The sequence below is a fragment of the Flavobacterium sp. TN-1 genome, from assembly GCF_052828645.1.
This window is the reverse complement of record NZ_CM128253.1, coordinates 2,777,781-2,800,405: the sequence shown is the minus strand read 5'-3', so window position 1 is coordinate 2,800,405 and position 22,625 is coordinate 2,777,781. Positions and strand designations below refer to the sequence as shown.

Here is a 22,625-nt window from a genome sequence, read left to right as displayed (position 1 = left end):
TACTCTTATTTTCATTGTTTTGTTAGGCGAGTTTTTAAAATAAAATTTTCTTCTGTAAGTATATTTATTTTTTCTTTTAACAGTTTTATTATTTCTTCTCTTGCTTCTGCTAATTCTTTATAATTTATTTTTTCATTATCAAGAATGTTTTTTTGAATAGCACAATCTTTTAGCATATTACCTTCCCCTTTTAATAACCATTCTGGATTTAAATCTTTATAGTGTTCTATAATTTTCAAATAATTATCTGTTCTTATAGCTCCCCTTTTATCAAGGTAACCCATTGCAAAGCCTAATTCTTTACAAAATTTATAAGGTGTAATTGTTTTGTAATTAATATATTGTAGGATTCTTTCTTGGATGGACATGGTGTTTGAAAAAAAGTTAATAAATCATAATTTGTTTGAAAAAAAGTATATATATTTGCTTGTGCTCTTTGTGAGTACATTTACAAATGTAAATATAATAAAGTAAGTTTATGGGGTCGTCAATTAATTTAGGTACTAAACATCATCAAGTTCTTAGAAAAGAGTTTCAAGAGGTTTCAAGACAAACAATTTATAGCGCTCTTAGATATTTCAATAATTCGGAAACAGCACAAAAAATACGTAACCGAGCAATTGAATTATTAGAAGAAGAAATAAAAGAATATAAGGATTTTAATAATAAATAGTATACTTGAATTAGTTTTAAATATTGAATAAAAGAGTAAAGTCATAAATTATTTGTTTATATATACCTTCAAATATGTTCAACTAAAAAGTTTACTATTTATTTTATTTCTTTATGCTATAGAGAAATTATTTAGTTTTATCGCACAGATCTAAATCATTTTATTCTGGGTTTTTAATCTTAACAAAAATACAAGGAAGATGGGGACTTTTTGTTATTTGTTGGTTATTAAGATGTTAAATCAATAGAAGTACATATCGAGAATAGGTATGAGTGTTTAACTGTGGGTATTTTAATCTCAAGCAAGAGCTTAAGGTGAAAAGGGCTGGTTTTACAATAGTTAATGCCAGCCCAAATGTTTTTATAATATTTCTTTTTTTTAATTTAGGGATACATAGAATGTTTGGTTTTTGTTTAATTAATATATGTTACAAAATAAAAAATTCACAAAATTTTATTTTATAGGTATCCAAATTAGAATGAAAATAAAAGATTTGTTTTATTCGTTTTTTGTTTGAATTTATTATCATATAATTTAGATTTAATGATATTTATTTTAAACCCATTTCTTAAAAAAGATAATGGGTTTTTAAAAGATAATAATTTTTATTAATAAAATAAGAGCGTAATTTTATTGAAATTAATTAGTGTACTCTCTTGTTACTTTTTCAACTCCATCAATTTTTCTAATTCCTTCTATCATTTTTTTTAGGATAGAAATATTAGGAACAACAACTGTTATTTGTCCTGTAAAAAGCCCTGCTTCTCCACTTAAAGATATACTTTGAATATTGACATTTAAATTATTGGAAATTACTCTTGTTAATTCATTGGTAAGTCCAAGAGTGTCCATTCCTGTGATTTTTAATGTAGCTTTAAAATCCTGTTGAGTAGAATCAATCCATTTTGCAGGAATGATTCGATAGGCATAATTAGATTGTAAACTAATAGCGTTAGGGCAGTCTTTTTTATGTACCTTAATCCCTTCGTTGATTGTTATAAAACCAAAAACAGGATCTCCAGGTATGGGGTTACAACAACTTGATAATTTATAATCTAATCGATCTTGCTCAATTCCAAACACAAGTAGATCATATTTTTGGGTAATTTCTTCCTTTTGAATTATTTCAGGATTGGCTATTTGTCCTTTTTTTATTTTCCCTCTAAAGAAATTAATTAAAGTATTGCTTTTTTGGGAAGCATAATCTTTTAGTTGTTGATTGTCAATAGACCCTATTCCAACTCTATAAAATAAATCCAAACTGGTTTTTAATCTTAAAAAAGCAACGAGTTCATTAATTGTATTTTCACTAAAATTAATTTTTAAATGGCGAAGTTTTCTTTCTAATATTTCTTTTCCATCTTCAGCTATTTTTTTAGTATTTTCATTTAAAACATTTCTGATTTTATTTTTAGCTCTGGAAGTGGTAACGTAATCTAGCCAAGTAACTGTGGGTTTTTGATGTGGAGAAGTTATGATTTCTACTTGATCGCCGCTTTTCAATTCTTGGTTTAACGGTACTAATTTTCCATTAACTCTTGTACCACGTGTTTTTATTCCTATTTCTGAATGAACTGAAAAAGCAAAATCTAATGCGGTAGCTCCTTTTGGTAATGATTTAATTTCTCCTTTTGGAGTAAATACATAAATTTCTTTTGCGTAAAGGTTCATTTTAAAATCTTCAACAAAATCGACGGCGTTACTGTCTGCATTTTCGAGTGCTTCTCGTAAAAGGTTTAGCCAAGTATCAAGGCTGCTTTCTTCTGTAGCTCCTTGTTTATACTTATAATGTGCAGCGTAACCTTTTTCTGCGATTTCGTCCATTCTTTCACTTCTAACTTGTATTTCTACCCAACGACCTAGTGGGCCCATAACAGTTATATGTAGTGCTTCATAACCAGTAGATTTAGGGGAGGATATCCAATCTCTTAAACGACTAGGTGATGGACGATAATGATCAGTAACAATGGAATAAATTTTCCAAGCAAGAAATTTTTCGTCATGTGGATTGGATTTGTATACAATACGCAAAGCAAATTTGTCATATACTTCATCAAAACTTACTTTCTGTGCTGCCATTTTTCTTCGAATAGAGTAAATAGATTTTGGTCTACCTTTTATAATATAATCTATTCCTTCTTCATCTAATGATTTTTGTAAAATGTCTGAGATGTTTTTTATATATGCATCTTGTTCTTCTTTTGATTCTTTAATTTTACTAACAATGTCATTGTATATGATGGGTTCTGTATATTTTAGCCCCAAATCTTCTAGTTTTGTTTTTATGTTATAGAGTCCAAGACGATGAGCTAAGGGAGCATATATATAGAGTGTTTCAGAGGCAATTTTTAATTGTTTGTGCTCTGCCATTGATTCCATAGTTTGCATATTATGCAAGCGATCGGCCAACTTAATGATAATAACCCTAACATCATCATTTAGTGTTAATAACATTTTTCTAAAATTTTCAGCCTGCATAGAGACATTCATGTCTTTTTTGACTTGTGAGATTTTAGTTAAACCAGCTACTAATTGAGCTACTTTAGGATTAAATGCTTTTTCTATTTCTTCTACTGTTATGTCTGTATCTTCAACTACATCATGTAAAAGTGCGGCAGCTATACCTGTAGCACCTAATCCTATTTCTCCAGCCACAATTTTTGCAACTGCTATAGGATGAAATATATAAGCTTCTCCTGATTTTCTTCTTTGATCTTGATGAGCATCTACTGCAAAATCAAAAGCTTTGCGAATCAGTTTTTTATCATCATCGCTCAATGTCTGATAACTTATGCGAAGTAATTCTTTATACTCCTGAGCTATTGCTTTATTTTCCTTTTCAATATCGATTTCAACCATTGTTTTTTGGGGTATATGTGTCGCCTAAATTTAATAAAATTTTAATAAAAAACAAATATGTAAGAATGATTGTTATTTATTTTTTTTAAACATAAAGTTTGATGTATGTAATAAATAGTTTGTATTTTTATTATAATGTTATTTTATAGATAGTTATGTTCTTTATTTTAAAAATATGTAAAAAGTGGTTAATGCTATTTAAACTTAAAATATACTGGATTAAAAAGTAAAATTCTCGATATGTTTTTTTATTTTAAAACAACTCGAACAAACGGTTGAGTATATAATTGAAATTATCGTTAGTTAGAGCGCGAAGCGCATCGAGAACCAATACTAATTTTTATTGCTTTTATAGGATAGTGTCTAAATCAACATGCAGTTTGTCACTCCGACAAAGGAAGGAGAAGTTTCATAATCAGCATTATGTGATTTCTCCCTTTGGTCGAAATGAACAAAATTGCAAACTTTTTGGATAATCTCAAGGTTAAAAAAATAGTATTATGAGGAAATTTTAAATGATATAAAAGTGTTTTTAATATTATTATTTTAAATGTAGAAACATATATGTATGTAGGATTTAGAATAAAAGACCACTATAAAAGGTAAATTAGTGGTCTTTTTGAAAAGATAATTGTATAAACTAAAAGGTTTGATAAAATGTTAAGGCTATCTAAAAGGTCGTAATCGTATCATTTCGAACAAGATAAGATTTGAACGAACTAACAAGCGAAGTAAATGAGATGACACTGATAATCTGATTTCTTCTGTTGCAGAGTTGATAGGTTAGGTGCTGAGTTTTGACTTTTTAGATCCTCTCGTTATTTATTAAAAAGGTTTCCTAATAATCCATTTAATCCTCCTTTTTTATTAGCAAGAGCAATAGCATCTCCAATACCTAATTGACCATCGCCATCTTGATCTAACAATGATGTAATACTTGAATTACCTATACTTTTTCCATCTAATAGGCTTCCTAATAAACCTCCTAAATCAGTTCCATTTTGTACATTGGCTAATTTTGCTTTACCAGCTAAAAAGGACATTAATAAAGGGGCAGCCATTTGTAAAATAGAACCAATTTTATCATTTGAAAGGCCTGTTGATAAACTTAATTTATTTTCTAGATTAGGTTGATTACTACCTAATATATGGCTTAATATTTTAACTCCATCTTGAGAGTCTATTCCATTATTAAATAAATGAGTAATAGTATCTAATAAATTAGTATTATGTTTACCGTTTGATAATGCTTTTAGTAATCCTCCAGCTCCAGCTTCGGTAGCTGAATTACTTTGCATGGTTTGGATTAATTGAGGGAGAGCAGAGCTTAAAACATTTGAAGTTTCTCCTTCTGAAGTACCTACTTTATTACTGATATTAGTAACCATTTGTTTTCCTAAATCACTATTGATTAAATCTAAAATTTCTGACATTTTGATTATGTTTTGGTTATGTTTATAAAAATAATGATTAAAAATGATATTTCTTATGTATATAAATCAATAATTTTGTGAGCTATTTCGATACTCATATTTTCTAAAGTTTCAGCACTAGTTCCTCCTATATGAGGACTTAATGAAATGTCTGGGTGCATTAATAACTGAACAGCAGGATTAGGTTCTCCTTGAAAAACATCTAAACCAGCAAAACTAATTTTTTTATTTTCTAGATACTCAATCAAATCTACTTCATTGATGAGTTCACCTTTTGAACAATTGATTATTCCTACACCTTGTCTCATTTTTTTAAATTCACTAGCGGTTAAGAGATAATTTTTTTGTGTGGGTATATGTAAAGAAATAAAATCAACTAAGGGGAGTAGGTCTTCTAAAGGCATTAGATCAATATGAATTGTAATTTTTTGATTGGAGTAAAATTCAATGTCAACAGGAACTTGTTTTGTTTCTTTTGCTGTTCCAATAACTTTCATTCCTAGCCCTAATGCTTTCTGAGCAACGGCTTTACCAATTTTTCCAAATCCTATAATTCCTAAGGTCTTTCCTTTTAATTCTAAACCAGTACTGTATACTTTTTTTAGTTGATTAAAATGAGTATCGCCTTCTAAAGGCATATTCCTATTAGAATCATGTAAATAACGAGCTCCTGAAATAAGATGTCCTATAGCTAATTCAGCAACAGCATTTACTGAAGCGTTTGGGGTGTTTAAGATTTTTATAGTGTTTGAATGATTAGGGTCTGTTATAATATTATCTGTGTCAATCCCTAGTTTGCCTATTACTTTTAAATTAGGGCAAGCATTTATTATAGATTGATTGATTTTGGTAGCATTGCGTATAAGAAGAATGTCTATTTGGTTTTTATTTAAATAGTTACTTAGCTGTTCCTGTGCTACTTTAGTAGTTAATACTTTAAACCCATTGTTTTCTAATAATAAAATGGCCTGATCAGATAAACCATCATTGGCTAATATTTTCATTTATAAAGTGTTGTGTTAAACTAAATTTTCAAATTCTCTCATTACATCTACCAAAACTTGAACACTATTTAATGGTAAGGCGTTATAAAGAGAGGCTCTATAACCGCCAACAGAACGATGTCCTTTTAGTCCTGAAATACCTGCCTTTTCCCAAAGTTGATCAAAGATGGATTCGTGTTTTGTATTTTTTAAAACAAACGTGGCATTCATTAGACTTCTGTCTTCTGTGACGGCTGTACCTTCAAATAAAGGATTTCGATCTATTTCGGTATATAAAAGTTTGGCTTTTTCATTATTTATTTTTTCAATGGCATGAACTCCTCCCATTTTTTTTAGCCATTGCAATGTTAATAAAGAGGCATAGATAGAAAACACGGGTGGGGTATTATACATGCTTTCTTTGGCAATATGTAGTTGATAATCTAACATAGATGGAATAATGCGTCCTGTTTTTCCTAATATTTCTTCTTTTACAATTACTAAAGTTGTACCTGCAGGACCCATGTTTTTTTGAGCTCCAGCATAAATTAAATCAAATTTGCTAAAATCTAAATTTCTTGAGAAAATATCTGAACTCATATCGCAAACCATAACCGTATTAGATTGTGGGAATGATTTCATTTGAGTACCGTAAATAGTATTATTACTGGTACAATGAAAATAATCTAAATTATCAGGTACTATATAATTTTTAGGTATAGTGTTAAAATTTTCATTTTTTGAAGAAGCTAAGATAATGGTTTCACCAAAAAGAGTAGCTTCTTTAATAGCTCCACTTGCCCATGTACCTGTTTCAAGATAACCTGCCTTTCCGTTTACTTTCATTAGATTATAAGGAACCATTAAAAATTCTAAACTAGCTCCACCATGTAAGAAAAGTGCTTGATATCCTTTATTTTCTAATCCTAAAAGTTCAAGAACTAAAGCACGAGCTTCTTCTATGACAGCAACAAATTCATCGCTGCGATGTGAGATTTCTAAAAGCGATAATCCCATGTCATTAAAATCTAAAATAGCTTTTGCAGATAGATCAAATACTTCTTGTGGCAAAATGCAAGGACCTGCACTATAATTGTGTTTTTTCATGGTTTGCTTTTTATTGTATGTTGTATGTAAACGATTGGAATTAATACGTGCCTCAAGGTTAAAATGAGGTTTGTGTATGTGAGTTTTTTTTTCTTTTTCTTTTTTTATTATGTCTGAAAATTTAATCCCCATTTTATAGTGAATTTAAAAAAGCAATAGTATCAATATTGTCTGCATAATCCCAGAGTTTTGGTTTTTGTGTTTGACCAAAAGGAATGCTATTTTCTACTAATTGATTTGAAACAATACATTGAATAAGATCTTGGTCATTTATGAGACGGTTTTTAATTTCTTCTAGATCCTCGTAATATTCATAGAATAAGGAAGAAATGGGTGAAGCATAACTTGTATCTTCTTTTAATGTTAAAAATTCATTATCTAATATTTTAAAAAGACTCATTAAAAAAACAGCTTTATTGTAATCATAATTGTTAGCATATTTTTCATAATGAATAATTTCACCATAAGGATAAATGGCTTCAAAAAATAATTTGAAATCATAATCTTTAGGTATAAAAATCTTAGAAACATTACGACAGCCTAAACCAAAATATCTAAAGATATCTTCTCCTAATAAAAATAAATTTTCTTTATTTTCGTTACCGTCTAATATAGCAACAGAATTTCTGTTTTTACGGATAATAGAAGGCTTATTCCTAAAATAATACTCAAAATAACGCGCTGTATTATTGCTACCAGTAGCAATTACAGCATCAAAATTTTCTAATTTTTCTTCTGTAAAAAGAATTCTATTTTTAAGTTTAGGTTCTACCGCTTTTAGATAATTAGCCAAAAAAGGAAGTAATTTTTGATCATTAGACGATAATTTGGCTAGCACTTTATTTCCACTAAGTAAAACAGATATAAAGTCATGAAATCCCACCAAGGGAATATTACCAGCTAAAATAAGTGCAATTGTTTTGGGATTTTTTTCGTTATAGCTGTAAGGTGCTAACCATTGAATTAAGTTTTCTTCTGTTAAAGCATCTGCCCAAGATTGAATTGAAAAATAAACTTGTTCAGGTGTAAACCAGCCATTATGTGCTTTCGAGATCTGGATAAGATCGATAAATGGGTCAAAAAAAAGGTCATTATATGCCGTTTGATTATTTGCTAGATTGCCCTGCGGTGTAAACTGTTTTAAGAAATTTCCTAATTTAGAAAATGCAATAATAATTTCTTTTTGTGACATAGGTTACTTGCTTATATATGGTTTAGATTGTATTTTTGCACAAAAATAAGATATTTAGCTTTAGTAGACTGTATGTTACTTCCTAAAGCTTTTAAAATTGTTGAACGCTTACAGCTTAGGGCTTGCGGCATAAAGCATGAAAATATGGCAATTATAATTACAGATGAGTGTATAAACTGTGGGGCATGCGAGCCAGAGTGTCCTAATACGGCAATTTATGAAGGAGCTGATGATTGGAGATGGAAAGATGGTACAAAATTAACAGGAAAAATAATACTTCCAGATGGTACAGAAGTAGATTCAGAAACTGCACAAACGCCTATTTCGGATGATGTTTATTATATTGTTCCTGGTAAATGTACTGAATGTAAAGGATTTCATGAAGAACCACAATGTGCCGCAGTATGTCCAGTGGATTGTTGTGTACCTGATGATAATCACGTAGAAACAGAAGAAATATTATTAAATAGACAATCATTTTTGCATAACGAATAATTTTTTCTTTCATAAAAATAATCAGCTGCCTATTTATAAGCAGCTTTTTTTATGTTTTTGTGAAAATATCTGAAAATTTTATCTTATAATTTGTTGATTTCTCTTTTCGTATAAAACTGTAGAAATTAATTAAAGATGATACTTCGAAAAAAAAATAATTGTAATTTTAGAGTCAGAAATAAGGAGTTTAATTTACTGTCAAATATATGCTTTATAGCGAAAAAAAATCTCAAGAAAAAGGATTTTTAATTTTGTTTTTTACAATAGGATTACTTGAAGTTGTAGCTGAATATTTTAATAATTTTTTAATAATGTATATTTTAAAGCCTTTATTGATGCCTATTATGATGCTGATGTATTGGGTGGTTTCTAAAGAACGTAATATATATTTTTTATTAGCTCTATTTTTTGTTTTAATAGCTAATATTTTGTTTGTATCACGAACTTTTAATAGTGCCGTAGTAGCATCTATTTTCTTTTTTATATATAGAGGAATTGTAATATACTTGGTAGTAAAAGATCAACCTATCAAAAAAAAACTACCTGTAATTATAGGTACTCTTCCTTTTTTTACAGCATTTGGCTATTTAACTTTCTTAACTAAAAATGAATTAGGACAAGGGATTTATATTTACCTAGTTCAAGTATTATTTCTTTCTTTTTTAGGAGGAGTTGCCCTTTCAAATTATATGATTAAAGAATGTAAAAAGAATTTTTGGCTCTTAATTAACGCTGTTTTTTTTGCAATTATTCAATTTCTTTTAGTGTTAAAGCTTTTTTATCTATCAATAGCTATTTTTCCTTCTGTATGTATGTTTCTATATCTTTTTGCTCAGTTTGCATTATATAAATATATGCTAGAACGAGAAAAAGAAATTATTAATTCAGAAGACTGTTCCTTTTTAATAGATGAAATAGAATAGATATTTGGAACCCTATCTTTTTTTCTGAAAAAGAATTATAAGTAAGAGATAGGGCAGCTTTTTGTTGTCAAATTTTATATTTACAATAAGAAATTTATTTATATTTAAGGTACAGGATCGTAACCACTACCTCCCCAAGGATGGCATCGTAATATACGTTTACTACCTAACCATAATCCTTTTAGAGGACCATGTTTTTTTAAAGCGTCTACCATATACTGAGAGCAAGTAGGTTGATACCTGCAAGCAGCAGGCATTAAAGGAGAAATAATATATTGATATATTCGTACTAGGAAGACAAGAGAAAGAATTAGTATTTTTTTTAGATTCATGTTATTTTTATTAGATAAAGAAAAACTATCTCAAAAGAGCATTATTTAATATTTAATCAGCTATTTCGAGATAGTATAAGTTTTTATAAACTCTTCGGTTCGTTGATCAGAATAAAATAACGATACTAATTTAAAAGAGATTATGATTTTTATATTTATGTGCTTTAATACGTATAAGTAGTTCCTTCTTTACCATCTTTTAATTGGATGCCTAGTTCTAGTAATTGATCTCGAATTTGATCAGATAATGCCCAATTTTTATTAATACGTGCATCTTTACGCATTGTAATAAGCATTTCTATTACACCATTTAATTTGCTAGAATTATCATTAATTGATGATTGATTTTCAATACCTAAAATGTCAAATACAAAATTATTCATTGTTTTTCGTATTAAATCTAAATCCTCTTTTGAGATTGTTTCTTTGCCATCTTTTACGATATTAATAATACGAGCACCCTCAAATAAATTAGCAATTAGAATAGGAGTGTTAAAATCATCGTTCATGGCTTGATAGCAGTTTTCTACCCATTGAGGAATATCAACAGAGGATTGATTTTTAGGCGTAATCAAGTCAATATTTTTAATAGCTTCCATTAAACGATTATACCCTTTTTCGCTTGCTATCATAGCATCATTAGAAATGTCTAACTCGCTTCGATAGTGAGCTTGTAAAAAACAAAAACGAATGATACTAGGATTGAATGCTTTTTCGAAAAAAGTGTTATTACCTGAAATTAATTCCATAGGTAGTATAAAGTTACCTGTGCTTTTACTCATGCGTAATCCATTCATTGTTAACATGTTAGCGTGCATCCAGTATTTTACAGGTGAAGAACCATTGCATCCTTTTCCTTGTGCAATTTCACATTCATGATGAGGAAATTTTAAATCCATACCACCACCGTGAATATCAAATTTGTTTCCTAAATATTTGGTACTCATGGCGGTACATTCTAGATGCCAGCCGGGAAATCCTTCTCCCCAAGGAGAATTCCATCTCATGATATGTGCAGGAGAAGCAAATTTCCATAGTGCAAAATCTTGAGGGTTCTTTTTTTCGTTTTGCCCATCTAAATCACGTGTATTAGCAAATAATTCATCAATATTTCGATTACTTAGCTCCCCATAATTAAGACCTTGTTTGTTGTATTCTTCTACATCAAAATAAACTGAACCTTGACTTTCATAGGCTAACCCTTTATTAATTAATTTTTGAATTAATTCTATTTGTTCAAGAATATGCCCTGTTGCTGTGGGTTCTATACTGGGAGGCAAAAAGTTAAATAGATCTAAAACTTTATGAAAGTATACGGTATATTTTTGTACTACTTCCATAGGTTCTAATTTTTCTAAACGTGATTGTTTAACAAAACGATCATTTTCTACATTTCCATCATCGGTTAGATGTCCTGCGTCAGTTATATTGCGTACATAGCGTACATTGTAACCTAAATGTAATAAATAACGATAAATTACATCAAAACTCATGAAAGTTCGAACATTACCTAAATGTACATAGTTATATACGGTAGGACCACATACGTACATACCGACATTACCATCGTGTAAAGGGATGAAAGATTCTTTTTCGCCACTTAAGGTGTTATAAACTTTTATAGGGTTGGATGTATATAAACGCATTTGTTGAAATTTGAAAATAAGTGATTGAATTTATGTGTTTAATGGTTGTTTTTTCAATCACTTATAATTGAATACTTAAAACTTAGTTTCTAATTTTATATAGTCTAAAAATTCTTTACGAGTTGCTTCGTTTTTGAATTTACCACCAAATTCAGCAGTAACAGTGCTACTTTCTATATCTTTAATGCCTCGCGAATTTACACACAAGTGTTTAGCATCTATTACACAAGCTACATCATCAGTACCTAGTACATTTTGTAATTCTTGTACGATTTGCATGGTTAAACGTTCTTGTACTTGTGGGCGTTTTGCGTAGTAATCTACTATGCGATTCATTTTAGAAAGACCTATTACAGTACCATTAGAAATATAAGCAACATGTGCACGACCAATAATAGGTAAAAGATGGTGCTCACAAGTAGAATAAACTACAATGTTTTTTTCTACTAACATTTCATTGTATTTATAATGATTTTGGAAAGTAGAAGATCCTGGTTTTTTATCTGGGTTTAAGCCTCCAAAAATATCTTTAACAAACATTTTTGCCACACGATTAGGCGTGCCGCTTAAGCTATCATCTGTTAAATCCATTCCTAAAGTATTTAAAATACTTTCAACATCTTTGCGGATTGAAGCAATTTTTTCTTCGTCTGATAAATCAAAAGCGTCACTACGCAAAGGGGTAGTGGCACTAGTTGCTATATGACTGTGTCCTAATTCGTCGTGAAATTCTTCGTTATGAGCCATTAATATAAATATAGTTTATTTCAAAATTTTTTGAATTGCAAATATAGTGAATTACTAAAAACTAAAATAATTGTATTATTTGTTATACGTTTTTAGTGCTTCGGCTAAAATTTGAGCAGATTTGATAATATCTTCTTTTTTTAATACGTAAGCAATACGTACTTCGTTGAGTCCTATACCCGGTGTTGAGTAAAATCCAGCTGCGGGTGCTACCATTACAGTTTCTCCATTAAAATCAAAGGATTCTAATAACCATTGTGCAAAATCATCAGCATTTTGTACTGGTAATTGTGCAATACAATAAAAAGCACCTTTAGGAGTGGCAATTTTTACTCCAGGGATTTTATTCATTTCAGTAATTAAAGTATCTCTTCTGTCTTTATATTCTTTAATTACTTCATCAAAATAACTTTGTGGTGTATCTAAAGCTGCTTCACTAGCTATTTGTTCATAAGTTGGAGGAGAAAGTCTAGCTTGAGCAAATTTCATAGCCGTTTCCATGACTAATTTGTTTTTTGAAACAATACATCCAATGCGCGCTCCACACATACTATATCTTTTAGAAACGGAATCAATCATAATAGCATGATCTTCTATTCCAGAAATATTCATGACAGAATAATGTTTTGCTTCTTCATCATAAACAAATTCACGATAGACTTCGTCAGCAATCAAGAATAAATCATATTTTTTTACTAATTCTGCCAATTGGTTTATTTCATCTTGTGAGTATAAATAACCAGTAGGGTTTCCAGGATTACAGATTAAGATTGCTTTGGTATTAGGTGTAATTAATTTTTCAAAATCAGCAATAGGAGGTAGAGCAAAACCTGTTTCTATTCCTGACATTACAGAAACTACTTTTACTCCAGATGCGGTAGCAAAACCATTATAGTTTGCATAAAAAGGTTCTGGGATAATAATTTCATCACCTGAATCCATTGTACTACCCAAAGCAAATAATAGTGCTTCTGATCCTCCTGTTGTTATAATTATATCTTCTTTTTTAATAGGTAATCCTATTTTATTATAACTCTCAGATAATTTTGTTCTATAGCTTTCAAAACCAGCAGAGTGGCTGTATTCTAAAACCTTAATGTCGGTATTTTGAATTGCTTTTAAAGCTACTTCTGGGGTCTGAATGTCTGGTTGACCAATATTTAAATGATATACTTTGTGCCCTTTTCTTTTTGCAGTTTCTGCATAAGGTACTAACTTTCTGATAGGAGATTCTGGCATTTGAAGCCCTTTATTTGAAACTTTTGGCATGATTTAATTAATTTGGTAATGCAAATTTGCAATAAAATATTTAAATAAACATTTTTTTTAGATATTGATTTAATTGATACTTGAATAATATAATCTTATTATCTTACTGCTAAAAAAGAAATAATATGAATTATGGAATAAAATATTCTTTTGTTAAAAAGAATTAACTGTTTATTAAAGATATTGCATGGGTTTAATTTTGTAAAACCCAAAATATAATTTGATGATAATTTCGTAAAATAAAAAAAGGTATATTACCAAACTATTTTATGAATTAGATAACTTTGTGTTGTTTTGTTAATGAAAGACTCAAAAAGAAAAATATATTTGATTTATAAGATGATTTGAATGTAAGCAAATTAAGGAATAATGTCACAAAACCACCATATTTATTGTTTAGAATCTGTTGCGGATGTAACAGAAGAAAAAAGAAGCGTTGTTTTAGCCTCATTAGAAAATTTAGCATATCAATATAAAATAACCAATATATACAAAACTTTTGATAGTATAGAAGGTTTTGAAGAAAGTATTAGTGCTTTGTTGTTTCAAGATCGTTATTTTAAGGATTATGCAGTTATTTATTTAGTAATGCAAGGAAGAGCTAATGAGCTTAAAATAGATAATTATTATTATACTTTTGAAGAAATAGCAGAGTTTTTTGAAGGAAAGTTAAAAGGAAAAATAATCCATTTTGCAAATACTCTTCCTTTGGATTTAAATGAAGAAACTTTTCAGTACTTTTTAGATGTTACAGGAGCTAAAGCACTTTCAGGATACGTTAATAATGTCCCTATTTTGAGTACGATTTTAGATAATTTGTATTTTTCATTAATGGAAGAAATTGATGACATAATAGATTTAACAGAGACTTTATTTGAAAAACAATATAGCCTTTGTCAATCATTAGGGTTTAGAATATATTATTAAAATTTTTGTTATCAACTAGTTAATATGTTATTCTTCTAATGCTGTTATAAATGGTACAGTATTTGGTGTTATTTTTAACTTTAAATCAAAAACCGTTATATTTACCAAACAATTATTTCAAAATAAAATCGTTTAAAATAAGAAAAAATATGAGCTTATTTCTTCAAGTAGATTCACTTACTACAACTATTAATCAGGCTAATCTAAAAGATGTACCAGTAGAAAAGACCTTATCTGTATGGGAATTATTGACTTCAGGAGGATTAGTAGGTCAGATAATTATGTTATCTTTATTTGTTATGCTGTTTTTTGCATTGTATTTGTATTTTGAACGACTTATGGCAATTAATAAAGCATCTAAAATAGATGATAAATTCATGTTATTAATAAAAGATCATATTGCTAATGGTAGGTTGGATTCAGCCAAACTATTATGTGTAGCAACTGATTCACCAGTTGCTAAATTAATTGAAAAAGGTATTTCAAGAATAGGAAATCGTTTAGAAGATATTAATACAGCTATAGAAAATGCAGGAAAATTAGAAGTTTATAAACTAGAAAAAAATGTAAGCATGTTAGCTACACTTTCAGGGGCTGGTCCTATGACTGGTTTTTTGGGCACAGTTGTAGGAATGGTTATGGCTTTTCATAAAATGGCAAGTGGAGGAGGGCAAATAGAAGTAGGTATGTTAGCAGAAGGTATTTATACTGCTATGATGACCACAGTAGTTGGTTTAATAGTTGGTTTAATAGCTTATGTAGGCTATAATCATTTAGTTGTAAAAACAGATAAAGTAGTGCATCAAATGGAGTTAAATGCAGTTGAGTTTTTGGATTTATTAAATGAACGATAGATATGAATCTAAGAGGAAGAAATAAAGTTTCGGCTGAATTTAATATGTCGTCAATGACAGATATAGTTTTTTTATTGTTAATATTTTTTATGTTAACATCAACTATGGTTACAACTAATGCTTTGGACTTAGTTTTGCCAAAAGCAAAGGGAAAAACAGATAATAATAAAAGTATATCAATAAGTATAGATAAAGATAAAAAATATTATATAGATAAGCAAGCGATTACCGAAAATGAAATAGAAGCTAAATTATTATCAGTACTTGGTAACGGAAATAAATCCGTTATACTTCGTGTAGCCGAGGGAGTGCCGATAGAAAAAGCCGTTTACGTTATGGATATAGCCAATCGTAATCAAATAAAAATTGTTTTAGCAGTAAGACCTAAATGATATGTTATTTTTAGAAACACCAGAGGAAAAAAAAGCATTTGTTATTACTTCGGTAATTTTTGTAATCCTATTCTTCCTGTTTCTGTTTTTTGGATTAACGTATGTTGATCCTCCGCCAGAAAATGGAATAATGATCAATTTTGGAACAACTGATTTAGGGCAGGGTAAGGTACAGCCAGAAGAAATGGTTATTTCTTCGCCAAAACCTAAGATCGCCCAGCCCGATCATCTAAATGAAGAAGAAAATATACTAAATAATGAATCTACTGATGCTCCCGTTATTAAAAAGACTGTACTAAAAGAACAGATAAAAGATAAAAAAGAGGAGCAAAAGCCTAGTAAGTCAACGGATGATGCTTTATCTAGTTTTATTAATGGACCTAAAATAGCAGGAGCTAATGAAGGACATGGTAATGATGAAGTATCAGGAGATAAAGGAGAACTAAAAGGAAGTCGGTATGCTAATTCATTTTACGGATCAGGTTCAGGAGTAGGAGGGTCTGGATGGGGATTAAAAGGAAGAAGTTTAGCATCTAGATCTCGTAAAGTACAAGATTGTAATGAAACAGGAAGAGTAGTTGTACAAGTTATAGTAAATAGAAATGGTCAGGTAATAATGGCTAACTATGTAAAAGGAACAACAAATACAAATCCTTGTTTAGTAAATCCTGCAATAGATGCTGCAAGAGCATTTAGATGGCATTCCGATGAGCATGCCCCTGAAAAGCAAATAGGTTTTATCGTTTTTAATTTTGAAGTAGGGCAATAGTTGCCTGTTTTTTTATGACATATCAAGAAACAATTCAATGGATGTTTGCACAGCTGCCTATGTATCAGCAACAAGGAGCTACCGCTTATAAAAAAGATTTAACAAATACTGTTTTATTGGCTAATCATTTAGGAAATCCTGAAAAAAGAATTAAAACAATTCATATAGCTGGGACTAATGGTAAAGGATCAACCTCTTCTATGTTAGCATCTATTTTACAAGAAGCAGGATATAAAGTAGGGCTATATACCTCTCCTCATTTAAAAGATTATAGAGAACGTATTCGAATAAATGGGGTGGTTATAACAGAAGATTATGTAGTAGAATTTATTCGAAAAAATAAAACTTTCTTTGAAGAAAATCATTTAAGCTTTTTTGAGATGACAGTCGGATTGGCTTTTCAATATTTTGCAGATAAAAATGTAGATATAGGAATCATAGAAGTTGGTTTAGGAGGACGATTAGATTCCACCAATATAATTACACCTTTAATATCCGTTATAACTAATATAGGTTGGGATCATGTACAATTTTTAGGAACCACGCTGTGTGCTATAGCTTCTGAAAAGGCAGGTATTATAAAATCCAATGTTCCTGTGGTAATAGGAGAATATCTACCCGAAACACAGAGCGTATTTTTAGAGAAAGCAAAAAAAATGAATTCAACTATTTATTTTGCTTCCGATCGAATATTTGAAGAATACGAATGTGAATTATTAGGAGATTATCAAAAACAGAATAAAAAGACAGTTTTGCAGACAATAGAAGTTCTTCAAGATTATTTTGTTATTACAGAAGAACAATTAAAAAAAGGTTTACTAAGTGTGGTCAGGAATACAGGTTTGCTAGGACGTTGGCAACAATTAGATGCTATGCCCAAAGTTATTTGTGATACTGCTCATAATAGTCACGGATTAAAAATTGTGTTAAATCAAATTAAAAAAGAAACCTATAATCGTTTATTTTTTATTTTAGGAGTTGTTAATGATAAAGATTTAGATGATATTTTACCGCTTTTCCCTAAAGATGCTTATTATATTTTTACAAAACCTAATGTGCCTCGTGGTTTAGCTCCGGAAAAATTAAAAATTATTGCTGAATCACATGGTTTGATTTTTAATGAGATAGTTTCTTCTGTTTCAGATTCTTATAAAAGAGTAAAGGACTTGGCTAGTGCTCAAGATTTTATTTATATAGGAGGAAGTACATTTGTGGTAGCAGAAATTGTATAATTTTCTTTATTTTTTTATTGTTTTACAAAAAAACTATCTTATATTTGCACCCACAATAACGGAAGAATATTCTTCTAGATGTTATCGGGCGATTAGCTCAGCTGGTTCAGAGCACCTCGTTTACACCGAGGGGGTCAGGGGTTCGAATCCCTTATCGCCCACAGAAGAAACTTAAAGTTTCATACGTTCAAAAATTTATCGGGCGATTAGCTCAGCTGGTTCAGAGCACCTCGTTTACACCGAGGGGGTCAGGGGTTCGAATCCCTTATCGCCCACAGAAGAAACTTAAAGTTTCATACGTTCAAAAATTTATCGGGCGATTAGCTCAGCTGGTTCAGAGCACCTCGTTTACACCGAGGGGGTCAGGGGTTCGAATCCCTTATCGCCCACAAAAGAAACTTAAAGTTTCATACGTTTAAAAGATTTATCGGGCGATTAGCTCAGCTGGTTCAGAGCACCTCGTTTACACCGAGGGGGTCAGGGGTTCGAATCCCTTATCGCCCACAAAAGAAACTTAAAGTTTCATACGTTTAAAAGATTTATCGGGCGATTAGCTCAGCTGGTTCAGAGCACCTCGTTTACACCGAGGGGGTCAGGGGTTCGAATCCCTTATCGCCCACAAAAGAAACTTAAAGTTTCATACGTTTAAAAGATTTATCGGGCGATTAGCTCAGCTGGTTCAGAGCACCTCGTTTACACCGAGGGGGTCAGGGGTTCGAATCCCTTATCGCCCACAAAAGAAACTTAAAGTTTCATACGTTTAAAAGATTTATCGGGCGATTAGCTCAGCTGGTTCAGAGCACCTCGTTTACACCGAGGGGGTCAGGGGTTCGAATCCCTTATCGCCCACATTAGCATCCTTTATAGGGGGCTTTTTTTTTGCCTTTTTGGATCAAATCAATGTGATCAAATTAAATATATAAACCCAAATTACGCATTAGAGATTTCAAAAGGATAGGTGATGTTATAATTCCAAAGACCACTGAACCAAGCTCTTCTTTTTTTGTTAAGTGCAATTTTAAAAACAAATTTATCATTTTGTTTTTAAAAATATGTCGCTATGGCAAAGGTTTTATATCGCAATGTTGTTAGTGTTTTCTGAGTTTTTTCTTGAAAAACAAATGTTCTGAAAAGAAACATTAAATTATAAGCTATCATAGTAAAAATAGGAGCTGCTTCGGTTAGGAAAAAATCTTTCAAATTAAATCTGTCAAAGCTAAAGTCATATTTCAATTCTTTTATTCTATTTTCAGCATCGTCTTTACGATGATAGAATTTCCAGATTTCTGATGGAGCAAATTCTAGATTTGTAAAATAGGCTGTGTATCTGTAGTTTTTGTGAATCTGATCCTCAGGAAAAAGACTTAATATTTTACCTGGCGCATTGGGTCTTTCTTTTAATTTTTGACGTACAACTACCATTCTTCTTTATTTTTCCCAGAACTTAGCCTTATAATTTTGCTCACAAATCTCAATACCGTCATCTATGGGTTTATTACTTTTTGGACAGCCTCATTAAGGTTTTATATTGTTGTAAGAAAATATTTTATACTTGAGATAGAATAAAAAAAGAAGGTTTCCATAAGTAGATAACCAGCACTTAGTTTTTGTTTAGATAATAGGGAAACCTAATAATATATTGTATTATTTGATTTATTTTATCTGTTTATTTTTAACTTTCTTGGTAAATTAGAAAGAATTGATCAAACAAAGCTAAATGATAAGATTGTCTATTTTTTGGATACCTTCTTTATAGATTTTTTAAAATTAATTTATAATAATTCTTCTTGATTCTTTTTTATTTTTACTTTCTATATTTAAAATGTAAACACCAGAAGAGATATTAGATAGATCTATTTCACTATTAAATTCTGATCCTTTTGCTTCATATTTTCTTTCAAACATATTTCTACCTCCTAAATCAAAAAGTTGAATAGTTACTTCTTGATCTGTAGATAAGGTAATATTAAATTTTCCGTTAGAAGGATTAGGGAAAATTTCAAATTTTTCAAAATTATTTATTTCATTTCCTAAAGTTCCTTGTATAACAAAATTATCAATGAATACTCCTTCTTGATTAGAAGAATCGTCTGATATAAAAGTAAATCTGAAAATAGCATTTGATGCAGGTCCTACTTCTGCTAAACTATGGGTATAATTTCTCTTATTACCATTATTACCATTACCTCCTGAAGGAGCAATATTATAATTACCAGTCCATTGTTTTCCAATACAATTGAAGCAATCAATACCATTAGGTATTCTAGAGCTATTATACCAAGTGTTGGTTACATTACCAAGAGGAGTCCAAGTTGCACCATTATTAGTTGAATATTCAAAATAAATGATATCCCAGTTGCTTTCAAGATCAAATGCCATATCAAAACTTACTCTGGCATTAGTTAAATTAGATAAATTATAACATTGAGAAACTAAATAAGAGGTTGTTTTGTCAGGATAGTTTCCTACTAATTTTGTAGCATACCCTGGTGAATTACCAGTAGCTGCAGCTGATAAATTTGTTTTATTTACAAAACCTCTTTCCCAAACAGTATTATTTTTATTTCCCTGGTCTACTGAAACTAGAACATCATTAGGTGTATTGAATGTATTTAATGTGCCTATGTTACTAGAATCATTTACTAATATTACCATGGATTTGTTATTATTAGTCATTAAGTCATCATTTACTATACTAACGGTAGCATTTAGTATATGATAACCTCTGCTTAAATTATTTACATTTAAGGCTTGAGTTACTTGTTCGCATTGAGCTAAGTTTCCATTCCAATTTAGAGTAGAATTGGCTCCACCGTCTATATTGTAGGTAATAGTAGCAGCATTAATAACATTAGATCCACCATTTTCAAAAGTAATTGTAGGGCTATAGGGTGCACCACAATTTACATTTAAATTACCTCCTTGTAGAGATTTTAAGACAATATCATTAGCAACAGCATTATATGCGTTTCCAACATTTACAGCATACCAAGCATTAGTAACGGATTGTACTTCAGGACTGGATGAGCAATATAAAGAATTTGCTACTGCTATGGTTGCATTTCTACAATCCATAAAAGTTGAGTTAGGGGTTAAATAATCTCTTTCAGCATAATAGGCTATTTGTGCTGCTTTTGCCATACCTATTCCTTGAACATTATATACGTCTTGTCCTCCGTTTGCTAAACTAGCATTGTTAGTGCCTGATTTACCAGCCGTTAGTATGTAAAACCAATGATTTAAGACACCGCTATTAGTGTGTACACCACATTGATCATTTGTATCATTTGGAGCAGTACATTCAGGAGTAACTCCAGTATCATCTTGCGTATCTACATAATATAATCCTAAAAAAGTATCAGGATCTCTTTTTGTATTAGGGTAACTCATAGATCGTAAAGAGTTTCCTATATCTTCTCCTATTTTCCAAACATTTAATGTACCAGGACTGGCAGTATCAGCGGCTGCATTCAGATTACCATTTTTAGCATATTGTTCAATACATGCTCCCCAAATATCTGAAAATCCTTCATTCATTGCCCCTGATTGATTTTTATATGCTAAATCGGCTGTATAAGTACATATAGCATGCCCTATTTCATGACCGCAAATATCAACAGCTGTTAAAGCATCAAGAGTAGTTCCTTTGCCATAGCTCATAAATTGACCATCCCAAAAGGCATTATCACTAGAGCTATTTGTAGGATCAACCAGGGTTAGATCAAGATTAACATAACTTTTTATGAGACTTCCTCTATTATCAAAACTATCTCTATTAAAAATATTTTTCCAAAAATCATACGTTTTTAGAGCTCCCCAATGTGCATCTAATCCTGCATCATCTTTAGCTGCATTGTGAAATTCAGCAGCTGTCCAGTTATTGTCATTATCCATAAAATGAGAATTAGTATAATTACCATTAGCGCAATTATAGGTAACAATACCTTTTCCTCTTGTTGCATCGGATAAAATATATTTGTTTAGATTCGTATCAAAAGTGGTTTCTATAGTTCTATTACCACTATAACGGGTAGCTGCATTTCCAGAAGCTAATGCAGTAGGAAAAATAATATTTTCTATTTGTTTACCTGTTTTTTTTATTTGATCTTTTGAAACTAAATTTTTATGGAAGTGTTTTATCAAAGGATTTGTATATAAAAGAGCTCCTGTGTTAGCATTAATATAATATTCTTTTCTAGAAATAGGTTTTATAGAATATATGTCATATTTGTATGCTAGATATACTTTTCCAGAATTGGTATCAGGAAAAAGGACTAATTCTCCTTTAGGTTTTTCATATTCAAAAATTTTGGATTGTTCTAAATTTTCCCATAAATATTTTTCTGCATTTGCGTAATCTAAAGCATATTGAAAACATCTTTGAGCTGAAAGTTTAGGAGTTAAATCTACTGATTTTGCATTATATAGTTCTGCATTTACTAATTCAACCAAACCATTTTTTTCATGGGTAATGACAGTACCGAATTCTACTTTTAATCCTTTATAATATTGTTGATGTTTTTGATGTGTAAAACCTTTAATATCAGAAGTTACTGAGCTAACTTTATATTGGTTATTTTTATCCAGTCCGTATGATTTCTCTATGGCATTTAATGCTTTTTCATGAGAGGAACCTTTGTCCATACGTAACGTTTTCTGATATTCTTTTTTTGATTCAAATTTTGCATTTTCTTGTGCTTTCATATTTGAAGTCATAGATAATATAGAAAACAATAAAACATAATTTTTTTTCATATCTATTTGTTTTATGATGAAGCTACAATATTAAGTT

General features: G+C 30.2%; 20 protein-coding genes and 7 tRNA genes. 15 read left to right on the top strand and 12 right to left on the bottom strand.

Annotation, left to right across the window (positions count from 1 at the left end):
- Positions 1 to 11 precede the first annotated feature (11 nt).
- Positions 12 to 368, bottom strand: a complete 357-nt coding sequence (locus ACUXZJ_RS12690; protein WP_060382358.1) for a hypothetical protein — start codon at positions 366 to 368, stop codon at positions 12 to 14.
- A 110-nt stretch (positions 369 to 478) separates the two neighbouring features.
- On the opposite strand from ACUXZJ_RS12690, the gene ACUXZJ_RS12685 reads away from it, so the two are divergent.
- Positions 479 to 673 carry a hypothetical protein gene (locus tag ACUXZJ_RS12685; RefSeq protein ID WP_014164422.1) on the top strand — a complete coding sequence of 65 codons (195 nt, stop codon included), beginning with the start codon at positions 479 to 481 and terminating at the stop codon, positions 671 to 673.
- Between the two features lie 639 nt (positions 674 to 1,312).
- Here the strand turns inward: ACUXZJ_RS12685 and ACUXZJ_RS12680 are convergent.
- The 5 genes from ACUXZJ_RS12680 to ACUXZJ_RS12660 all read right to left on the bottom strand — a co-directional run bounded on the left by ACUXZJ_RS12680 (position 1,313) and on the right by ACUXZJ_RS12660 (position 8,247).
- Positions 1,313 to 3,532, bottom strand: a complete 2,220-nt coding sequence (locus tag ACUXZJ_RS12680) for a RelA/SpoT family protein (protein WP_060382357.1) — start codon at positions 3,530 to 3,532, stop codon at positions 1,313 to 1,315.
- A gap of 818 nt (positions 3,533 to 4,350) precedes the next feature.
- On the bottom strand, positions 4,351 to 4,965 hold the full coding sequence (locus ACUXZJ_RS12675; protein ID WP_063743859.1) for a DUF937 domain-containing protein: 615 nt from the start codon (positions 4,963 to 4,965) through the stop codon (positions 4,351 to 4,353).
- Positions 4,966 to 5,018: 53 nt separating this feature from the next.
- Positions 5,019 to 5,969, bottom strand: coding sequence for an NAD(P)-dependent oxidoreductase (locus ACUXZJ_RS12670; protein ID WP_063743860.1), 951 nt, complete (start codon positions 5,967 to 5,969; stop codon positions 5,019 to 5,021).
- Between the two features lie 15 nt (positions 5,970 to 5,984).
- Positions 5,985 to 7,055, bottom strand: coding sequence for a 3-phosphoserine/phosphohydroxythreonine transaminase (gene serC / locus ACUXZJ_RS12665; protein WP_060383844.1), 1,071 nt, complete (start codon positions 7,053 to 7,055; stop codon positions 5,985 to 5,987).
- Between the two features lie 133 nt (positions 7,056 to 7,188).
- On the bottom strand, positions 7,189 to 8,247 hold the full coding sequence (locus tag ACUXZJ_RS12660) for an acyl-CoA reductase (RefSeq protein WP_060382354.1): 1,059 nt from the start codon (positions 8,245 to 8,247) through the stop codon (positions 7,189 to 7,191).
- Between the two features lie 144 nt (positions 8,248 to 8,391).
- On the opposite strand from ACUXZJ_RS12660, the gene ACUXZJ_RS12655 reads away from it, so the two are divergent.
- Together ACUXZJ_RS12655 and ACUXZJ_RS12650 are read left to right on the top strand one after the other, a co-directional pair.
- A complete protein-coding gene (locus ACUXZJ_RS12655) occupies positions 8,392 to 8,742 on the top strand; it encodes a 4Fe-4S dicluster domain-containing protein (protein ID WP_060383843.1) in 351 nt (116 codons plus the stop codon).
- Between the two features lie 206 nt (positions 8,743 to 8,948).
- A complete protein-coding gene (locus ACUXZJ_RS12650; RefSeq protein WP_060382353.1) occupies positions 8,949 to 9,665 on the top strand; it encodes a lysoplasmalogenase family protein in 717 nt (238 codons plus the stop codon).
- Between the two features lie 104 nt (positions 9,666 to 9,769).
- Here ACUXZJ_RS12650 and yidD read toward each other — a convergent pair whose 3' ends face one another.
- From yidD to ACUXZJ_RS12630, 4 genes are all read right to left on the bottom strand, one after another.
- On the bottom strand, positions 9,770 to 9,997 hold the full coding sequence (yidD, locus tag ACUXZJ_RS12645) for a membrane protein insertion efficiency factor YidD (protein WP_060382352.1): 228 nt from the start codon (positions 9,995 to 9,997) through the stop codon (positions 9,770 to 9,772).
- Between the two features lie 164 nt (positions 9,998 to 10,161).
- Complete coding sequence (gene cysS / locus ACUXZJ_RS12640) at positions 10,162 to 11,643, bottom strand: cysteine--tRNA ligase (RefSeq protein WP_063743861.1); 1,482 nt, start codon at positions 11,641 to 11,643, stop codon at positions 10,162 to 10,164.
- Between the two features lie 75 nt (positions 11,644 to 11,718).
- A complete protein-coding gene (gene folE, locus ACUXZJ_RS12635) occupies positions 11,719 to 12,390 on the bottom strand; it encodes a GTP cyclohydrolase I FolE (RefSeq protein WP_063743862.1) in 672 nt (223 codons plus the stop codon).
- Positions 12,391 to 12,465: 75 nt separating this feature from the next.
- Positions 12,466 to 13,659, bottom strand: a complete 1,194-nt coding sequence (locus ACUXZJ_RS12630; protein ID WP_063743863.1) for a pyridoxal phosphate-dependent aminotransferase — start codon at positions 13,657 to 13,659, stop codon at positions 12,466 to 12,468.
- A gap of 369 nt (positions 13,660 to 14,028) precedes the next feature.
- Here ACUXZJ_RS12630 and ACUXZJ_RS12625 point away from each other — a divergent pair, with 369 nt between their 5' ends.
- From ACUXZJ_RS12625 to ACUXZJ_RS12570, 12 genes are all read left to right on the top strand, one after another.
- Positions 14,029 to 14,586, top strand: coding sequence for a DUF6642 family protein (locus ACUXZJ_RS12625; RefSeq protein WP_060382348.1), 558 nt, complete (start codon positions 14,029 to 14,031; stop codon positions 14,584 to 14,586).
- Positions 14,587 to 14,735: 149 nt separating this feature from the next.
- Positions 14,736 to 15,440: a MotA/TolQ/ExbB proton channel family protein gene (locus tag ACUXZJ_RS12620; protein WP_060383842.1), complete on the top strand. Its 705-nt coding sequence runs from the start codon at positions 14,736 to 14,738 to the stop codon at positions 15,438 to 15,440.
- 2 nt (positions 15,441 to 15,442) lie between these two features.
- The gene (locus tag ACUXZJ_RS12615) at positions 15,443 to 15,832 is read left to right on the top strand and encodes an ExbD/TolR family protein (RefSeq protein WP_060382347.1); all 390 of its coding nucleotides are present in this window, start codon (positions 15,443 to 15,445) and stop codon (positions 15,830 to 15,832) included.
- A 1-nt stretch (position 15,833) separates the two neighbouring features.
- Positions 15,834 to 16,601, top strand: coding sequence for an energy transducer TonB (locus ACUXZJ_RS12610; protein WP_060382346.1), 768 nt, complete (start codon positions 15,834 to 15,836; stop codon positions 16,599 to 16,601).
- 14 nt (positions 16,602 to 16,615) lie between these two features.
- Positions 16,616 to 17,833: a bifunctional folylpolyglutamate synthase/dihydrofolate synthase gene (locus ACUXZJ_RS12605; RefSeq protein ID WP_060382345.1), complete on the top strand. Its 1,218-nt coding sequence runs from the start codon at positions 16,616 to 16,618 to the stop codon at positions 17,831 to 17,833.
- Positions 17,834 to 17,919: 86 nt separating this feature from the next.
- Positions 17,920 to 17,994, top strand: a tRNA-Val gene (locus ACUXZJ_RS12600).
- A gap of 39 nt (positions 17,995 to 18,033) precedes the next feature.
- Positions 18,034 to 18,108: transfer RNA gene (locus tag ACUXZJ_RS12595), tRNA-Val, on the top strand.
- A gap of 39 nt (positions 18,109 to 18,147) precedes the next feature.
- Positions 18,148 to 18,222, top strand: a tRNA-Val gene (locus ACUXZJ_RS12590).
- 40 nt (positions 18,223 to 18,262) lie between these two features.
- Positions 18,263 to 18,337 (top strand) — tRNA-Val (locus ACUXZJ_RS12585).
- A gap of 40 nt (positions 18,338 to 18,377) precedes the next feature.
- Positions 18,378 to 18,452 (top strand) — tRNA-Val (locus ACUXZJ_RS12580).
- A 40-nt stretch (positions 18,453 to 18,492) separates the two neighbouring features.
- Positions 18,493 to 18,567, top strand: a tRNA-Val gene (locus tag ACUXZJ_RS12575).
- 40 nt (positions 18,568 to 18,607) lie between these two features.
- A tRNA-Val gene (locus tag ACUXZJ_RS12570) sits at positions 18,608 to 18,682 on the top strand.
- A gap of 195 nt (positions 18,683 to 18,877) precedes the next feature.
- Here the strand turns inward: ACUXZJ_RS12570 and ACUXZJ_RS12565 are convergent.
- Positions 18,878 to 19,255: a transposase gene (locus ACUXZJ_RS12565; RefSeq protein WP_063743864.1), complete on the bottom strand. Its 378-nt coding sequence runs from the start codon at positions 19,253 to 19,255 to the stop codon at positions 18,878 to 18,880.
- A gap of 345 nt (positions 19,256 to 19,600) precedes the next feature.
- Positions 19,601 to 22,588, bottom strand: coding sequence for a M4 family metallopeptidase (locus tag ACUXZJ_RS12560; protein WP_060382343.1), 2,988 nt, complete (start codon positions 22,586 to 22,588; stop codon positions 19,601 to 19,603).
- Positions 22,589 to 22,625: the final 37 nt, after the last annotated feature.

Bases quoted from the DNA above. Each gene is read 5' to 3' on its own strand.
- ACUXZJ_RS12690 (WP_060382358.1), bottom strand. From the start codon at position 368: ATGTCCATCCAAGAAAGAATCCTACAATATATTAATTACAAAACAATT.
- ACUXZJ_RS12685 (WP_014164422.1), top strand. From the start codon at position 479: ATGGGGTCGTCAATTAATTTAGGTACTAAACATCATCAAGTTCTTAGA.
- ACUXZJ_RS12680 (WP_060382357.1), bottom strand. From the start codon at position 3,532: ATGGTTGAAATCGATATTGAAAAGGAAAATAAAGCAATAGCTCAGGAG.
- ACUXZJ_RS12675 (WP_063743859.1), bottom strand. From the start codon at position 4,965: ATGTCAGAAATTTTAGATTTAATCAATAGTGATTTAGGAAAACAAATG.
- ACUXZJ_RS12670 (WP_063743860.1), bottom strand. From the start codon at position 5,969: ATGAAAATATTAGCCAATGATGGTTTATCTGATCAGGCCATTTTATTA.
- serC (WP_060383844.1), bottom strand. From the start codon at position 7,055: ATGAAAAAACACAATTATAGTGCAGGTCCTTGCATTTTGCCACAAGAA.
- ACUXZJ_RS12660 (WP_060382354.1), bottom strand. From the start codon at position 8,247: ATGTCACAAAAAGAAATTATTATTGCATTTTCTAAATTAGGAAATTTC.
- ACUXZJ_RS12655 (WP_060383843.1), top strand. From the start codon at position 8,392: ATGGCAATTATAATTACAGATGAGTGTATAAACTGTGGGGCATGCGAG.
- ACUXZJ_RS12650 (WP_060382353.1), top strand. From the start codon at position 8,949: ATGCTTTATAGCGAAAAAAAATCTCAAGAAAAAGGATTTTTAATTTTG.
- yidD (WP_060382352.1), bottom strand. From the start codon at position 9,997: ATGAATCTAAAAAAAATACTAATTCTTTCTCTTGTCTTCCTAGTACGA.
- cysS (WP_063743861.1), bottom strand. From the start codon at position 11,643: ATGCGTTTATATACATCCAACCCTATAAAAGTTTATAACACCTTAAGT.
- folE (WP_063743862.1), bottom strand. From the start codon at position 12,390: ATGGCTCATAACGAAGAATTTCACGACGAATTAGGACACAGTCATATA.
- ACUXZJ_RS12630 (WP_063743863.1), bottom strand. From the start codon at position 13,659: ATGCCAAAAGTTTCAAATAAAGGGCTTCAAATGCCAGAATCTCCTATC.
- ACUXZJ_RS12625 (WP_060382348.1), top strand. From the start codon at position 14,029: ATGTCACAAAACCACCATATTTATTGTTTAGAATCTGTTGCGGATGTA.
- ACUXZJ_RS12620 (WP_060383842.1), top strand. From the start codon at position 14,736: ATGAGCTTATTTCTTCAAGTAGATTCACTTACTACAACTATTAATCAG.
- ACUXZJ_RS12615 (WP_060382347.1), top strand. From the start codon at position 15,443: ATGAATCTAAGAGGAAGAAATAAAGTTTCGGCTGAATTTAATATGTCG.
- ACUXZJ_RS12610 (WP_060382346.1), top strand. From the start codon at position 15,834: ATGTTATTTTTAGAAACACCAGAGGAAAAAAAAGCATTTGTTATTACT.
- ACUXZJ_RS12605 (WP_060382345.1), top strand. From the start codon at position 16,616: ATGACATATCAAGAAACAATTCAATGGATGTTTGCACAGCTGCCTATG.
- ACUXZJ_RS12565 (WP_063743864.1), bottom strand. From the start codon at position 19,255: ATGGTAGTTGTACGTCAAAAATTAAAAGAAAGACCCAATGCGCCAGGT.
- ACUXZJ_RS12560 (WP_060382343.1), bottom strand. From the start codon at position 22,588: ATGAAAAAAAATTATGTTTTATTGTTTTCTATATTATCTATGACTTCA.